At 64.3% G+C, this 14,629-nt stretch carries 15 protein-coding genes; 11 read left to right on the top strand and 4 right to left on the bottom strand.

The window, feature by feature from the left end:
• Positions 1-2 precede the first annotated feature (2 nt).
• From kdpC to G6N78_RS22000, 8 genes are all read left to right on the top strand, one after another.
• Positions 3-572, top strand: a complete 570-nt coding sequence (gene kdpC, locus G6N78_RS21965) for a potassium-transporting ATPase subunit KdpC (protein WP_165223907.1) — start codon at positions 3-5, stop codon at positions 570-572.
• Between the two features lie 7 nt (positions 573-579).
• Positions 580-3,297, top strand: a complete 2,718-nt coding sequence (locus G6N78_RS21970) for an ATP-binding protein (protein WP_165223910.1) — start codon at positions 580-582, stop codon at positions 3,295-3,297.
• The gene (locus G6N78_RS21975) at positions 3,269-3,955 is read left to right on the top strand and encodes a response regulator (RefSeq protein WP_165223913.1); all 687 of its coding nucleotides are present in this window, start codon (positions 3,269-3,271) and stop codon (positions 3,953-3,955) included. Before G6N78_RS21970 ends, G6N78_RS21975 begins: the two co-directional genes overlap by 29 nt.
• Complete coding sequence (locus G6N78_RS21980) at positions 3,952-4,224, top strand: acylphosphatase (protein WP_234906011.1); 273 nt, start codon at positions 3,952-3,954, stop codon at positions 4,222-4,224. The genes G6N78_RS21975 and G6N78_RS21980 overlap by 4 nt, the downstream gene beginning before the upstream one ends.
• A 94-nt stretch (positions 4,225-4,318) precedes the next feature.
• Complete coding sequence (locus G6N78_RS21985; RefSeq protein ID WP_165223915.1) at positions 4,319-4,975, top strand: Rieske (2Fe-2S) protein; 657 nt, start codon at positions 4,319-4,321, stop codon at positions 4,973-4,975.
• Positions 4,972-5,814, top strand: a complete 843-nt coding sequence (locus G6N78_RS21990; protein ID WP_165223917.1) for an aromatic ring-hydroxylating oxygenase subunit alpha — start codon at positions 4,972-4,974, stop codon at positions 5,812-5,814. Before G6N78_RS21985 ends, G6N78_RS21990 begins: the two co-directional genes overlap by 4 nt.
• Positions 5,811-6,485: a glutathione S-transferase family protein gene (locus tag G6N78_RS21995; protein WP_165223919.1), complete on the top strand. Its 675-nt coding sequence runs from the start codon at positions 5,811-5,813 to the stop codon at positions 6,483-6,485. Before G6N78_RS21990 ends, G6N78_RS21995 begins: the two co-directional genes overlap by 4 nt.
• Before the next feature lie 121 nt (positions 6,486-6,606).
• Complete coding sequence (locus G6N78_RS22000) at positions 6,607-7,923, top strand: GGDEF domain-containing response regulator (RefSeq protein WP_234906012.1); 1,317 nt, start codon at positions 6,607-6,609, stop codon at positions 7,921-7,923.
• Between the two features lie 21 nt (positions 7,924-7,944).
• On the opposite strand, the gene G6N78_RS22005 is transcribed toward G6N78_RS22000, so the two are convergent.
• Positions 7,945-9,309 carry an amidase gene (locus G6N78_RS22005; protein WP_165223921.1) on the bottom strand — a complete coding sequence of 455 codons (1,365 nt, stop codon included), beginning with the start codon at positions 9,307-9,309 and terminating at the stop codon, positions 7,945-7,947.
• Positions 9,310-9,425: 116 nt separating this feature from the next.
• The gene (locus tag G6N78_RS22010; RefSeq protein ID WP_165223923.1) at positions 9,426-10,181 is read right to left on the bottom strand and encodes an IclR family transcriptional regulator; all 756 of its coding nucleotides are present in this window, start codon (positions 10,179-10,181) and stop codon (positions 9,426-9,428) included.
• Positions 10,182-10,307: 126 nt separating this feature from the next.
• Here G6N78_RS22010 and G6N78_RS22015 point away from each other — a divergent pair, with 126 nt between their 5' ends.
• The 3 genes from G6N78_RS22015 to pcaF are packed head-to-tail and all read left to right on the top strand — an operon-like array spanning position 10,308 to position 12,917.
• Complete coding sequence (locus tag G6N78_RS22015) at positions 10,308-11,015, top strand: 3-oxoacid CoA-transferase subunit A (protein WP_165223925.1); 708 nt, start codon at positions 10,308-10,310, stop codon at positions 11,013-11,015.
• The gene (locus tag G6N78_RS22020) at positions 11,012-11,701 is read left to right on the top strand and encodes a 3-oxoacid CoA-transferase subunit B (RefSeq protein WP_165223927.1); all 690 of its coding nucleotides are present in this window, start codon (positions 11,012-11,014) and stop codon (positions 11,699-11,701) included. Before G6N78_RS22015 ends, G6N78_RS22020 begins: the two co-directional genes overlap by 4 nt.
• A 10-nt stretch (positions 11,702-11,711) precedes the next feature.
• Positions 11,712-12,917 (top strand): 3-oxoadipyl-CoA thiolase, encoded by a 1,206-nt coding sequence (gene pcaF / locus G6N78_RS22025; RefSeq protein ID WP_165223930.1) that lies wholly within the window; start codon positions 11,712-11,714, stop codon positions 12,915-12,917.
• 60 nt (positions 12,918-12,977) lie between these two features.
• On the opposite strand, the gene G6N78_RS22030 is transcribed toward pcaF, so the two are convergent.
• Both G6N78_RS22030 and G6N78_RS22035 read right to left on the bottom strand, forming a co-directional pair.
• Positions 12,978-13,853, bottom strand: coding sequence for a PCC domain-containing protein (locus G6N78_RS22030; protein ID WP_165223933.1), 876 nt, complete (start codon positions 13,851-13,853; stop codon positions 12,978-12,980).
• The gene (locus G6N78_RS22035) at positions 13,853-14,605 is read right to left on the bottom strand and encodes an SDR family NAD(P)-dependent oxidoreductase (RefSeq protein ID WP_165223936.1); all 753 of its coding nucleotides are present in this window, start codon (positions 14,603-14,605) and stop codon (positions 13,853-13,855) included. The genes G6N78_RS22030 and G6N78_RS22035 overlap by 1 nt, the downstream gene beginning before the upstream one ends.
• Positions 14,606-14,629: the final 24 nt, after the last annotated feature.

Consider the following 14,629-nt stretch of genomic DNA (forward strand, 5'->3'; position numbering starts at 1 on the left):
TCATGCTCAACAATCTCAGACCCGCAGTCACCCTCTTTGTCGCCTTTACCGCCATCACCGGACTGGCCTATCCTTTGGCCGTCACCGGCATTGCGCAGGCGGTGATGCCCGAAGCGGCCAATGGCAGCCAGATCATCCGCAACGGCAAGGTTGTCGGCTCCTCCCTCATCGGCCAGGCCTTCACCTCGGAGCGCAACTTCTGGCCGCGTCCCTCCGCCACCAGCCCGGCCCCGTACAATGCTGCAGCGTCATCCGGTTCGAACCTCGGCACCACCTCGAGCCAGCTTCGCGACCGCGTCGCAGGCGATGTCGAGAGATTGAAGGCCGCCGGTTTGGCCGCACCGCTGCCCGCCGATGCCGTCACCACCTCCGGCTCGGGTCTCGATCCGCATATCTCGCCGGCCTTTGCCAAGGCTCAGGTGGCGCGGGTCGCGGATGCTAGAGGATTGCAGCCTGCTGTCGTCGCCGCACTCGTTGAGCAGGCGGTCGAAAAACCCGTCTTCGGCGTTATCGGCGAAACAAGAGTGAATGTGCTAGAGCTCAACATGGCGCTCGATGCCCTGAAGATGTGAGACCTGGATGGCGGATGATGACCGCAGGGACGAGCGGCGTCCCGACCCCGATGCTTTGCTTGCCTTGGCGGAGAAGGACCGCCGGGGCAAGCTCACCGTTTTTCTGGGTGCGGCCCCCGGCGTGGGCAAGACCTACGCCATGCTGTCGCGGGCGAAACGCCTGAAGGCCGATGGCGTGGATGTCGTCGTCGGGCTGGTCGAGACCCATGGGCGCAGCGAGACGGCCGCATTGCTGGACGGCCTGGAGATCCTGCCCCGGCGCAGGGTCGCCCATAGCGGTCGCATGCTGGAGGAGTTCGACCTCGATGGCGCGCTCGAACGGCGTCCGCGCATCGTCATCGTCGATGAACTGGCTCATTCCAATCCGGAAAACGGTCGGCATCCGAAACGGTACCAGGACATCGAGGAGCTCATCAGCGCCGGAATCGACGTCTGGACGGCCCTCAACATCCAGCATCTCGAAAGCCTCGCCGATCTTGTCGCGCAGATTACCGGTGTGACCGTCCGCGAGCGGGTGCCCGACATCGTGCTGAAACGTGCCGACGAGGTTCTGCTCGTTGACCTTGCCCCATCCGAACTGATCGAGCGGCTGAAGGACGGCAAGGTCTATCTTCCGGAAAGCGCCAGCCGGGCGGTGGACCGTTTCTTCCGGCTCGGCAATCTGACGGCACTGCGCGAACTGGCGCTCAGGCGCACCGCCGACCGGGTCGATGACCAGATGGTGGATTACCTGAAGCAGAACGCCATCGACGGCCCCTGGGCGACCGGGGAGCGCCTGCTCGTCTGCGTCGGCTCCGACGATCTGTCGGAAAAGGTGGTGCGGGTGGCCGCGCGCCTGGCCTCCGGCCTCAATGCGCCGTGGATCGTCGTCTCGATCGAGCGCGCCGACCGCGAGGTGGAGACGCCAGAGCGACTGCAGGGGATCGAGGCGATCTTTCGTCTGGCCGAACAGCTGGGCGCCGATAGCCGCCGCGTGATCGGCCAGGATTTTGTCGACGAGATCCTGAAGCTTGCTCGCCGGGAGCATGCGACCCAGATCGTCATCGGCACCCGCCAGCGTCCTCCACTCGCCCGTCTCTTTGCCCGATCGCTGCCGGATGCGCTGGCCGCCCAGGCATCCGGTCTCGGCATTCACTTCGTGACGCCCGACAAGGCGGAGGCGAAACGGCGCTCTTCCAGACGGGCATCCATACCGATGCCGCGCCTCATTCGTGCGGCCCTCATCGGTCTCGGTTTTGTGACGGTCACGACGCTGGCGGGCAAGATGATCGACACGATCATGCCCTTGCCGAACATCTCGCTGGTTTTCCTGCTGGGCGTTCTGGGGTCGGCGGCACTCGGAGGCTATGTCTCGGCGCTGCTGGCGGCCCTTCTTTCGACACTCGCCTACAATTTCTTCTTCATCGATCCGCTCTACACCTTCACGATTGCCGCGCCGCATGAGGTTTTTGCGCTCTTCGTCTTTCTGGCGGTGGCCATCGTCTCAGGCGGGTTCGCGTCACGCATTCGCGAACAGGCGACAATTGCCGGGACCCGCGCCACCGCCCTGCAATCTCTTTACGATTTCTCCCGCAAGCTCGCCGGCACGGCAAAGCGTGACGACGCGATCTGGCTGACGGTGTCGCAGCTGCAGATCACCCTGAAACGGCCCGTGGTCTTGCTTTTGCCGCGCCAGGGCGATCTGCAGATGGTCGCGGCCTGGCCGCCCGATACGGAACTGAACGTGACCGACATGACCGCGGCCCGCTGGACGCAGGAGAAGCGCGAACCGGCAGGCCACGGAACGGGAACGCTGCCGAACAGCCGGTTTGAATTCCGCCCGCTGCTCGGACCCCACGGAATCGTTGGCGTCTGCGGTATAGAGCACTCGGGCGGGAGGCTGGACCTCGCCGCCGAACGTTCGCTGACGGCCATTCTCGACCAGACGGCGATCGCGCTGGACCGGGCACGGCTTGCCGACGAAACCCTGGAGCAGGCCGCGCGGCTGGAGGGTGAGCGGTATCGCGATGCGCTCCTTTCCTCCATCTCGCATGACCTGAGGACGCCGCTCTCCACCATCACCGGCGCGGTCACCAGCCTGCGCGAATTCGGCGAGCGCATGGAGCCGGAAAGCCGGCAGGATCTTCTCCAATCGATCGAGGAGGAAAGCGGCCGCATGAGCCGTTTCGTCGCCAACCTGCTCGACATGACGCGCATCGAGGCCGGTACGCTGAAACCCAAGCAGGACTGGGTCGATGTCGCCGACGTTGTGCAATCGGCCGTCGAGCGCACCCGCCGGCATGCGCCGGCACGCCTGATCGAGACCGGCATTGCGCCGGACCTGCCGCTGATCCGGGGCGACAGCGTGCTGATCGGCCAGGTGCTGTTCAACCTGCTCGACAACGCGGTGAAATATGGCGGCGAGGAAGCGATCAGGGTGTTTGCCCGCATGGATGGTCCGGCGGTCATCATCTCGGTGACCGACATGGGGCGCGGCATTCCGCCGGAGGATCTGGACCGCGTCTTTGAAAAATTCTATCGCAGGGGAAAACCGGACGGTCGTGCACCTGGAACCGGGCTCGGCCTCTCCATCGCCCGCGGTTTCGTCGAGGCCATGGGCGGCACGATCCATGCGGAAAGCCCAGCCTTGAAGAAGAAGGGGACGCGCATCACGATGCGCTTTCCCGCAAGCGGCACTGTAACGAACGGGACCCCGGATGAACCTATCGCGTATCCTGGTCGTTGATGACGAACCGCAGATCCAGCGTTTCCTCAAACCGGCGCTGATGGCCGCCGGCTACGATGTCATCGAAGCGGGAACCGGAGCCGAAGCGTTGAGGGCGGTCGCCACCCGGGCGCCGGATCTCGTCATTCTCGACCTCGGCCTGCCGGACATGGACGGCAAGGAGGTGATCGCGAACCTGCGCGGCTGGAGCGACCTGCCGGTCATCATCCTGTCCGCCCGCGACCGCGAGACCGAAAAGATCGCGGCCCTCGACCTCGGTGCCGACGACTATGTGGAAAAGCCCTTCGGCATCGGGGAACTGACGGCCCGCATCCGCACCGCGCTTCGCCACCGCAACAAGGCGGATGCCATTCCGACGCTCATCGAAACCGATGGACTGACCATCGATCCTGTGCACCGGCTGGTCAGCCGCAACGGCGAGACCCTGCATCTGACCCCGAAGGAATACGATCTGCTGCTGCTGCTCGCCCGGCACGCCGGCCGGGTGGTGACGCACCGGACGCTTCTGACGTCCGTCTGGGGGCCGGCGCATGCGGATGACCTGCAGTATCTGCGCGTCTTCATTGGCCAGCTGCGCCAGAAGATCGAGAAGAACCCGACCGATCCGCGCATAGTGCGCACGGAACCGGGTGTCGGTTACCGTATGGTGATGGAATGACGTCCTTGTTGGCGCAGCGCGAGATCATGGAGATCCATGGCCGGTTCGATCCCGCTTCTTTCCTTGCCTGGATCGCACGCCACGCCACAAAGCTCGGCCTGCGCAATGAAGTGGCTCATGCCTCGCAGGAGCGGATCGAGCTGCGGACGGAGGGGCCGGAAGACCTGCTTTCAGCGCTGGAAATGGCCTGCCTGCTCGGCCCGATCGAGGTTTGGGTGGACACGATCGAGCGGCGAGCCGTTCCACTGGAAGCCGATCCTAGCCACTGACCCCACCGGAGCGCCTAAAATTGCATCACGATTGAGTTTGCCGCAATTCAATGCATAGTGGCGACCGCGATCTGATAGTGAAAAGACCCCGTTCATGCGACCTCACTCTTCGGCCGAATGGCTTCCGCTGATGCTCTCCGCCGACCTGCCCCCCATGACTGCCGTGCCCGCGCTGATGCCTGAGGGGACGCTGGCGCTGTGGCGCGCCGAAAGCGGGACGCTCGCCCTGCAGGCAGACCGCTGTCCGCACCGGGGCATGCGGCTCTCGCACGGTTTCGTGCGCGGCGAGGCGCTGTCCTGCATCTATCACGGCTGGCGTTATGGCCAGACCGGCCGCTGCCTGAAGATCCCGGCGCATCCGCGACTGGAACCGCCGGAGGCGATCCGGGTCGAGACCCATGCCGTCACCGAAAGCGGCGGCCTGATCTGGGGTTGCCTGGAGACGCCGGCAGGCAGACCGCCGACCTTCGACGGCCTTCTGCCACTGCGCATGATCTCCCTGTCGGTGTCACCCGAGAGGCTGGCGACGTCGGACCTGCTCGACCGGCGTGAAGATGGACGCATGACGATCAAGCTTGCCGGTCAAGACTGTCTGCTGCTTTGCCTTGCCCAGCCGGATGACAGCACGCTTCTGTTCTGTCTGATCGCGGAGAGCGCATCAAAGGATGAGCGGATTGCCGCATCGCGGGCGCTGGAAGTGTTCCGCATCCGGCTGGAGGCCGGCGAGACGGGGAAGGAGATCAGCCGATGATCGGTCCGATGATGGATGCCTGGTATCCGGTGGCGCTGGAGAGCCAACTCGGGCCGGAAGGTCGGGCAACGCAACTGATGGGCATGCCCCTTCAGGTGGCACGGCATACCGATGGCAGCATCGGGATCCGGACCTCGGATGACCGGCTGCTGCCGGTTCGCCTCCGCTACGGCCATGTCTGGACCTCGATCGGGACACCGAAGGCAGACCTGTTCGACATTCCCGAGGCCGACCAGCCGGGGCGCCGGCTGGTGGAGGTGGGCGTCGTTCGCGTGCGCTGCTCGCCGCTCAGGGCCGTCGAGAATTTTCTCGATATCGCTCATTTTCCGTTCGTCCACACCGACATCCTGGGGGCCGAACCGCACACGGAAGTCGAGAAATACGAGGTCGAAATCCGCGAGAACGAAGACGAGGTCTGGGCAACAAAGGTGAAGTTCTACCAGCCCCAGGCCGCGAAATCTGCGTCAACCGGCATCACCACCGATTACATGTACCGGGTACCGGCGCCCACCTGCTCGGTGCTCTACAAGACCTGTCCTGCGCGACCGGGCGAGTGGGACGTCATCACGCTGTTCGTCCAGCCACTCTCCGAGGATCTTTGCGATGTCTGGCCGTGGATGGCGCTGTTCGATGACGAGAGCCCGATGACCGATCTCATCCATTTCCAGCAGATGATCTTCCTGCAGGACCGGTCGATCCTCGAAAACCAGATCCCCCGCCTGCTGCCGCTCGATCCGGGTAAGGAGATCCCGACGCGCGCAGACCTGACCTCCGTCGCCTACCGCCGCTGGCTGAAACGGCACAACTATACCTATGGGGCACAGCTGGTGGCGCAATGAAGCTTTACGACTACATCCTCTCGCCGGACTGCTACACGATCCGCCTGATGGCTGCGCTCATCGGCATGCCGCTGACGCTGCGTCCGGTCGATATGCACCCGGGCCGGGAGCACCTCGCCCCTCATCTTCTAGCATTGAACCCGGCCGGTTCGCTGCCCATTCTAAAGGACGGCGACCTTCTGCTGACGGAGGTGAGCGCCATGCTGGTGCACCTCGCCACCCAAGCCGGGCTGGACTGGCTGGCGGGGGACATGCCGCATGCGGCGGCAGAGCAGCAGCAATGGCTGTCCTTCTCATCGCGGCTGACCGCAAGCCTGGGGCAGGCAAGGCTCTGCGCCATGTTCGAGGCGCCGGGCGATCTTGCGGCCTTGCAACAGAACGGCACCATCGCGCTTCGAACCCTGGAGGCAGCGCTTTTTGAAAAGCGCCTGCGGCAGCAGACCTTTCTCGTGTCGAACCATCCGACGATTTCCGACGTCGCCTGCTTTGCGCATGTGGTGCTCGCGCCGGACGGCGGCGTATCGCTCGATCCCTACCCGTCGATCCGGCTGTGGCAGCGGGCCATCCGCGCCCTCCCAGGGTTTATCGAGATGCCGGGCATTTACCGTCGTCACGACTTGAACGTGGAACCCGATACCAGCGCCGGCGGCGCGGCTCAGCAACAGATGTAATTCCTGCAGGAACGGCACCTGCCGCCCCCATTGATATCCTCTTCGGTCTTTACGAGTTGCAGATGTTCTCAGGATATCTTTGCGGCACATCAAGTAAACTCAAGAGCCGCAGAGACTGAATGTGATTGAACCCGCTGATCCGCGATCCCGACCGCTCACAGCGGAGGCAAAGGCGCCGAAAGTCCTTGTTGTCGAGGGCGCTCAGACGCTCTCACAGGTTCTCCAGCACACGATCGAGCGTGAGATCGGCGCGGAAGTCACTGTCTGTCACTCGCTTGCCGAGACGCGCGTGGCGCTCGCCAGAACCGATATCGACGTGGCTCTCACCGGCCACGAGATGCCGGACGCACCGGACGGGGGCATTCTGGCCCTTCTCGCCGAATATCAGGTCCCGACGATCCTGCTCAGCGGCAGTGTCAGTGAGGAGCTGCGCCTGAACTACGCCAAATACAGGCTGGCCGACTATATCCAGAAGGAGGGGCCCGCAGCCCTACCCGCCGCGGTTTCCGCCGTGGAGCGCATCCTGTCCAACCGCTCCGTCTCCATTCTGGTCGTGGACGACGCACGGGCAGCGCGCGCCGACCTCGTCAACTTCCTGAGACTGCAGAACTTCCGGGTGATCGAAGCCACCACGGGACGCCAGGCTCTGGATTATCTGGCGCGCGATCCCTCCATCGAAGTGGTGATTACCGACTACTACATGCCGGACATGAACGGCTACGACCTGACAAAGAGCATCCGACTTCAGCATGGCTCCGACCGCTTGCGCATCATCGGTGTCTCCGCATCCCGTGATCGATCCCTGTCGGCCCAATTCCTCAAGGCAGGCGCGTCGGATTTCCTGTACCGGCCCTTCGTGCCGGAGGAACTGCAGTGCCGCATCAACAACACGGTCGAGACGCTGCTGCAGCTGAAGCGCCTGCGGCATCTGGCCGAACACGACCCTTTGACCAAGCTCTACAACCGGCGCGCCTTCTTCGAACGCGGGGCACGCCTGCTCGCACGGCTGGATGGCGGCCATGGCCAGGGCGCCATCGCCATTCTCGATATCGATCATTTCAAGCGGATCAACGACAGTTTCGGCCACGAGCGGGGCGATGTCGTTCTGAAGGCCATTGCGGATATTCTGCTGGAGGCCTGCCATGAGAAGGGCCTGATTGCTGCAAGACTGGGCGGCGAGGAATTCGCGCTTCTCCTGCCGGATACGACGATTGCAAACGCCGAAGCCGTTTGCGAGGATGTGCTTCGTCGGGTCCGCCAGTGCCAGGTGGGTGTGGGCGATACGCTTCTTCCGGTGACCGCCTCCATCGGTCTGTCGAGCCTTCATCCGGGTGAACCTCTGGACAACCAGCTCAACGCCGCCGACCAGATGCTCTACCTTGCAAAGAGCGCCGGGCGCGACCAGCTCTTCAGCGAAAGCGGTATCCGCAACAACTGACCGGTCTGCACCGCCGCCCCATCAGGCGCGCCGGGCTACCGGCAGCGCCGTTTCAATCGCCAGGCCGGCCGCCAGGATTTTCCGGTCCTGCATCGCGGCACCCGCCACCATCAGGCCGACCGGCGCTTCGTCCGGCTGGTGGCACGGGATGGAGAGGGCGCAGCCGTCCAGGAAGTTGATCATCGTCGGATTGCGCAGCACGAGGCCGTTGGCCCTAAAGAAGGCCTCGTCATCGCCGAGCAATGGGGCAATCTCCGGCGCGATGATCGGAACGGTCGGCATGATGAGCGCGTCATACGGCTTGATCTGCTGCTCGACGCGGGCGATCCACTGGCGCCGGGTCTGCAGCGTTTCGATGTAATCCGCCGCCGAAAGCTCGCGCCCGCGCAGGATGCGAAAACGGACGCGCGGATCATAGCTGTCTCCCAGTTCCTCGATCAGGCTGCGGTGCCAGCTCCAGGCTTCGGCAGAGACCAGGCCGCCGCGCGCATAGATCCCGGCCACTTCGGCAAATTCCGGCAGATCGATTTCCACCACCGTGGCTCCGGCGGCAGAGAGGGCCGAAAGCGCCCGCGAAAAGGCGGTGGATACGGTCTTGTCCATGTCCGACAGCACGATGGTGCGCGGAACGGCAAGCCGCAGCCCCTTGATCGGCAGGAGTTCCGGCGCCACCGGGGCGCCCTCCCCCGACAGAACCGCGTCGATGATGGCACAGCACGTCACCGAAGCGGCAATCGGCCCGATCGAATCGAGCGAGGTGGAGAGAGGAATGACCCCTTCGGCGGAGACGCGCCGCGCGGTGGGCTTGAAGCCGGTCAGGCCGCAGAGCGCGGCCGGGATGCGGATCGAGCCGCCGGTATCCGTGCCGATCGCGGCGACCGCCATGCCATCGGTGACAGAGACTGCTGCACCCGAAGACGAGCCGCCGGGCACCCGGCCCGTCGCGCGGTCATAGGCGTTCTTCGGCGTGCCGTAATGCGGGTTGATGCCGATGCCGGAAAAGGCGAACTCGCTCATATTGGTGGTGCCGGTGATCACCGCACCGGCGGCGATCAGGCGGCGCACGACCGGCGAATCCTGGCTCGCCGGCCGGGCATGCTTCAGCGCGATGGATCCGGCAAAGGTCGTTTCACCCTCGACATCGAAGAGATCCTTCACGGAAATCGGCACACCATCGAGCGGCGAGCGGGGATGGCCCGCGGCCCGTGTGGCATCCGACGCGGCGGCGAGCTTCAGGCTGCGCTGCGCATTGACGCGGATGAAGGCGCGCGCCCCCTCGCCCTGCGGGTCGTTGATCTTTTCGAGCGCCTTGCGGGTCAGCGCATCCGATGTCGTCAGGGCGGCATCGAGTTCAGCGGCAACGGATCGGATGGTGGGGAGAGACATGATGGGAGGCACCTGCGTCGAATCGGATGGGCCTGCATCTTCCGGCGGCAGACGCCTGAAGGCAATCGATAAAGCCGGCATTTTGGCAGTGCGGTTATGCCCCGGGGTGCCGTTTTCTACTGAAGCAGCGGGCGAAGCTCTGCCGCCACGCCCTGCATCTTGGCCAGATAGCGTTCGGCCATCTCGGCGGCCGGCACATGGGCGGCCGGAGCGCCGATATTGAGCGCCGCGACAACCCTTCCCTTCACGCCGAAAAGCGGAAGGGCGATCGAACAGAGGCCCAGTTCCAGTTCCTGATCGATGACCGCATGGCCCTCCGTTCGAACCCGCTCCAGCTCCATCATCAGGTCGGCGGTCTCGGTCTTCGTTCTCGGCGTGTAGGCCTGGCGGGGCGACGCTTCGATGAGCGCCCTTGCCTCCGCCTCCGGCAGTGCCGCCAGAAGCACCCGCCCCATGGAGGCGCAATAGGCCGGCAGACGGCTCCCCGGCATCAGGTTGATCGACATCACCCGCCGCTGCGAGGCGCGCGCCACGTAGACGATGTCCGCACCGTCGAGCACGCTGACCGACGCGCTCTGCCCCACCTCCTCCGAAAGCCGGTCGAGGAAAGGCTGCACAATGTGCGGCAGCGGCGTCGCAGACAGGTAGGCATAGCCGAGGCGCAGGATGCGCGGCGTCAGCGAGAAATACTTTCCGTCGTATTCGGCATAGCCAAGGTGCGCCAGCGTCAGCAGGCAGCGGCGCGCCGTAGCGCGATCAAGTCCCGTCTGCTTCGCCGCCTCGGCAATTGACAGGCGTGGCTGGGCCTCGCCGAACGCCTCGATGATCTTCAGTCCCTTGGCGAAGCCGCCGATCAGATCTGTATCCCGCATGACCACCTCCGTGCAGCTCACTTTGTGCGTTATGCGAACAAAAGTCAAATAACGCACAAAGTGATTGACGACAGCCGTCCCCCGGCGCTTAGTGAGACATCTGGAAGACCATGGGAGAGAGACATCATGGACAAGACCATTGCGACCACGGCGGATGCCGTGGCGCGCATCCATGACGGCGCGACCGTCATGATCGGCGGCTTCGGCGGCTCCGGCGCGCCGATCGAACTCATTCATGCGCTGATCGACAAGGGACCGAAGAACCTCACGGTCATCAACAACAATGCCGGCAATGGCCGTATTGGCATTGCCGCGATGATCGACGCGGGTCTGGTGAAGAAGATGATCTGCTCCTTCCCGCGCTCGTCGGATCCGCGGGCCTTCACCGACCGGTACCTGGCCGGCGAGATCGAACTGGAACTGGTGCCGCAGGGGACGCTCGCCGAGCGCATCCGCGCCGGCGGTGCCGGCATCCCGGCCTTCTATACGCCGACCGGCTACGGCACCGAACTGGCCGAGGGCAAGGTGATCGCCGAGTTCGACGGTCGCCACTATGTGCAGGAGCGCTGGCTGAAGGCGGATTTCGCCATCGTGAAGGCCCAGCTCGGCGACACCTACGGCAACCTGACCTACAACAAGGCCGGCCGTAACTTCAATCCGCTGATGTGCATGGCAGCGACGACGACGATTGCCCAGGTCTCGAAGATCGTGCCTGCCGGCGAGATCGACCCGGAACAGGTCGTGACGCCCGGCATCTTCGTCGATGGCGTCGTGGAAGTCGCAAACCCGCAACAGGAAGAAGCGCTCATCCGAGCCGGAGTGGCCTACGTATGACCCTCAACACCCGCGAAGACATCAAGCTCTCCAACGCCCAGATCGCCTGGCGTGCCGCGCAGGACATCGAAGACGGTGCTTACGTCAACCTCGGCATCGGTTTTCCGGAAATGGTCGCGCGCTTCCAGCCGCCCGGCCGCCAGGCCATCTTCCACACGGAAAACGGCATCCTCAACTTCGGTGAAGCCCCGCCCGCCGGCGAGGAAGACTGGGACCTGATCAATGCCGGCAAGAAGGCCGTGACGCTGAAGCCGGGTGCTGCCTTCTTCCACCATGCCGACAGCTTTGCCATGGTGCGCGGCGGTCATCTGGATGTGGCGATCCTCGGCGCCTATCAGGTGGCGGAAAACGGCGATCTCGCCAACTGGCGGGTCGGTTCCAAGGGCGTGCCCGCCGTCGGCGGCGCGATGGACCTGGTGCACGGTGCCAAGCAGGTCTTCGTCATCACCGAACATGTGACGAAGGACGGCAAGCCGAAACTTGTCGATAAATGCACCTTCCCGCTGACGGGTGTCGGCTGCATCACGCGCGTCTATACCAGCCACGCCGTCATTGATATCAAGGACGGACATTTCGTGGTGCGGGAAATGCTGAGCGCCATGACGATGGACGAGTTGCAGGCGATGACCGGCGCCCCTCTTCACACCGATGGTCCGGTGGCCGATCTCGTCGTGCCGGAAGTTTGAGGAATTGACCATGACAGACGCTTTTATCTGCGATTACATCCGCACGCCCATCGGCCGCTTCGGCGGATCGCTCTCTTCCGTACGCGCCGACGATCTCGGCGCCGTGCCGCTCAAGGCGCTGATGGAGCGCAACACCTCCGTCGATTGGGAAGCCGTTGAGGACGTGATCTTCGGCTGCGCTAACCAAGCCGGCGAAGACAACCGCAACGTCGCCCGCATGTCGTCGCTGCTGGCCGGCCTGCCGGTCTCCGTCACCGGCACCACCATCAACCGCCTGTGTGGTTCGGGCATGGATGCCGTCATCACCGCGGCCCGCGCGATCAAGGCCGGCGAAGCCGAACTGATGATTGCCGGTGGCGTGGAAAGCATGAGCCGCGCGCCCTTCGTCATGCCGAAGGCGGAAACCGCCTTCTCCCGCAATGCCGAGATTTACGACACCACGATCGGCTGGCGCTTCGTCAACCCGCTGATGAGGAAGCAGTACGGCGTCGATTCCATGCCTGAAACCGGCGACAACGTGGCGATCGATTTCAAGATCAGCCGCGAGGACCAGGATGCCTTTGCCGTGCGCAGCCAGGCGAAGGCCGCTGAAGCCCAGGCGAACGGCCGGCTGGCGAAGGAAATCACCGCCGTGACCGTACCTCAGCGCAAGGGCGATCCGGTGATCGTCGATCGCGACGAGCATCCGCGCGCCACCTCCGTCGAGGCGCTTGCCAAGCTGAAGCCGGTCAACCGAATGGAGGGCGCCACCGTCACCGCTGGCAATGCGTCTGGCGTCAACGACGGGGCCGCAGCTCTCATCATCGCTTCGGAAGCGGCAGCCAGGAGGTATGGCCTCACCCCCATCGCCCGCGTGCTGGGCGGTGCGACGGCGGGCGTTCCGCCGCGCATCATGGGCATTGGCCCGGCGCCGGCCTCGAAGGCGCTGCTTGCCCGTCTTGGCATGACTGAGGAGCAGTTCGACGTCATCGAGCTGAACGAAGCCTTCGCCTCCCAGGGCATTGCGACGCTGCGCGACCTTGGCATTGCCGATGACGATGCCCGCGTCAACCGCAACGGCGGCGCGATCGCGCTTGGCCATCCGCTCGGCATGTCGGGAGCCCGCATCGCCGGCACGGCAGCGCTCGAGCTCCAGATCAGCGGTGGCCGCTATTCGCTCTCGACCATGTGCATCGGCGTCGGCCAGGGCATCGCGATCGCGCTGGAACGCGTCTGATCACCCGTTGTTCGGCGCGGCATCTGTCGCGCCGACTTCCCCTTCAGGCACGACCTTCAATCAGGTCTGTTCAACGATGAGCAGTTCCGCCGTGACGCAGACCGGATTCAGTCCGCGCTTCAACAGGCCATGGCTGTGCCGACCGGTCAGGTCGATCATGGCGATATCGATCGCCGCGTAAGGCTGGCCTGCCTCTTCAACGATGCGGCCCTCCTGGATGTAGAGCTCGCTCGCATGCGCCGTCAGCGTCGTGCCATCGTCGTAATCGGCGCCCACCAGGCTACCGATACCCTCGACACGGGCACGGCGAAGGGAATGAGTGCGGCAGATCTCCTCCACCGCGTAACAAAGATCCGTGTTTGGGCGAACGGTGGCCAGCACCGCGCGCTGAAACTCACCTTTTGACTTGGCGGATCGGGCTTCCGGGTTGAACAGCGGAAAATTCGTCTCTGCATCCGGCCGGGTGACGAGCAGCGCACCGACCAGCGCAATCGCGTCTATCGTCGTCTCTTCGAGGAGTTCCGCCTCGAAGGGAAGAAGATGGCCCATGCCGATCCTCCCCTCTCCGTCCCGCCAGGTCCCGTGGCAGTGGAGGAAGGGCTTGCCGTCGCGTTCCCCGGCATGCAGACCGGCATCGAGGATCACCGCATTCTGCATCACATGCGTTTCGCTGTACCAGGCCGCATGGCTGTCATCCGGCGCTGCCGCCGGCATGACGTAGTGCAGCTTGCGCATGGCGACATTCTTGAGCCGTACATAACCGCCTTCGAAACCATGCTCGGCAAAACCGCGGGCGATGGCCGTGTTGATGTCGCAGCCGGTTTGAAGCCTCAGCCTGACCGGCTGGACTTCGCAGGCGACGGCGCGCATCCGGTCCGGCGTCACGGGTCCCGGATGTACAATCTGGCGCGGCAGAGCGTTGGAAACCGCCGGCATCAAACGGCAAGACCTGCGGTGACGAAGCCGCCATCGACGGCGAGAATCTGGCCGTTCACGTAGCTCGCGTCCTCCGAAATCAGGAAGGCGATGGCGCCCGCCACCTCTTCCGATGTGCCGTAGCGCTCCATCGGCACCCGCTGAAACCACTGGTTCCGGACGTTCTCCGTGTGCACCACACGCGTCAGCGGCGTATCGACCGGACCGGGTGCCACGGCATTGACGCGGATACCGGAATGGCCGAGTTCATTGGCCATTACCAGCGTCATCAGATTGACGCCGCCCTTGGAGGCGCCGTAGGCGGTTCTGCCGCGATTGCCGCAAAGCCCGGACACCGACGAGATGTTGACGATGGCGCCCTTCGTTCCGGTTTCCAGCCAATGCCGGGCTGCGGCACGGGCCACGGCAAAACTGCCGATCAGGTTGATGTCGAGAATACGCCTGAATTCTGCAATGGTGGTTTCGACCGCGAGCTTGTCGGCACCGGTGCCGGCGCAATTGACGATGGCGGCAAGCCCCGGCTCTGCTTCGAGGATCTGGCCCATGGCCTGTTCGACAGACGCCTCATCCGCCACGTCGCAGACAAGACCGAATGAGACGGGAAGATCAAGAGTGCGGCAGGCCGTTTCCAGCGCATCGGCCTTCAGATCGAGAAGCCAGACTTGCCAGCCGCGCTCGATCAGCAGCTTTGCCGTGGCATAGCCTATGCCCGATGCTCCGCCCGTGATTGCCACCGCGCGTTTCATGTCCATCCTTGTCTCTCCCTTGCACCGCCA

It is taken from the genome of Allorhizobium pseudoryzae (genome assembly GCF_011046245.1).
GTDB classification, from domain to species: Bacteria; Pseudomonadota; Alphaproteobacteria; order Rhizobiales; family Rhizobiaceae; genus Neorhizobium; species Neorhizobium pseudoryzae.

Excerpts from the sequence above, each read along its gene's own strand:
- G6N78_RS21995 (WP_165223919.1), top strand. The coding sequence starts at position 5,811 with ATGAAGCTTTACGACTACATCCTCTCGCCGGACTGCTACACGATCCGC.
- G6N78_RS21985 (WP_165223915.1), top strand. The coding sequence starts at position 4,319 with ATGCGACCTCACTCTTCGGCCGAATGGCTTCCGCTGATGCTCTCCGCC.
- G6N78_RS22030 (WP_165223933.1), bottom strand. The coding sequence starts at position 13,853 with ATGCCGGCGGTTTCCAACGCTCTGCCGCGCCAGATTGTACATCCGGGA.
- pcaF (WP_165223930.1), top strand. The coding sequence starts at position 11,712 with ATGACAGACGCTTTTATCTGCGATTACATCCGCACGCCCATCGGCCGC.
- G6N78_RS21990 (WP_165223917.1), top strand. The coding sequence starts at position 4,972 with ATGATCGGTCCGATGATGGATGCCTGGTATCCGGTGGCGCTGGAGAGC.
- G6N78_RS21975 (WP_165223913.1), top strand. The coding sequence starts at position 3,269 with ATGAACCTATCGCGTATCCTGGTCGTTGATGACGAACCGCAGATCCAG.
- G6N78_RS22010 (WP_165223923.1), bottom strand. The coding sequence starts at position 10,181 with ATGCGGGATACAGATCTGATCGGCGGCTTCGCCAAGGGACTGAAGATC.
- G6N78_RS21970 (WP_165223910.1), top strand. The coding sequence starts at position 580 with ATGGCGGATGATGACCGCAGGGACGAGCGGCGTCCCGACCCCGATGCT.
- G6N78_RS22035 (WP_165223936.1), bottom strand. The coding sequence starts at position 14,605 with ATGGACATGAAACGCGCGGTGGCAATCACGGGCGGAGCATCGGGCATA.
- G6N78_RS21980 (WP_234906011.1), top strand. The coding sequence starts at position 3,952 with ATGACGTCCTTGTTGGCGCAGCGCGAGATCATGGAGATCCATGGCCGG.
- G6N78_RS22020 (WP_165223927.1), top strand. The coding sequence starts at position 11,012 with ATGACCCTCAACACCCGCGAAGACATCAAGCTCTCCAACGCCCAGATC.
- kdpC (WP_165223907.1), top strand. The coding sequence starts at position 3 with ATGCTCAACAATCTCAGACCCGCAGTCACCCTCTTTGTCGCCTTTACC.
- G6N78_RS22005 (WP_165223921.1), bottom strand. The coding sequence starts at position 9,309 with ATGTCTCTCCCCACCATCCGATCCGTTGCCGCTGAACTCGATGCCGCC.
- G6N78_RS22015 (WP_165223925.1), top strand. The coding sequence starts at position 10,308 with ATGGACAAGACCATTGCGACCACGGCGGATGCCGTGGCGCGCATCCAT.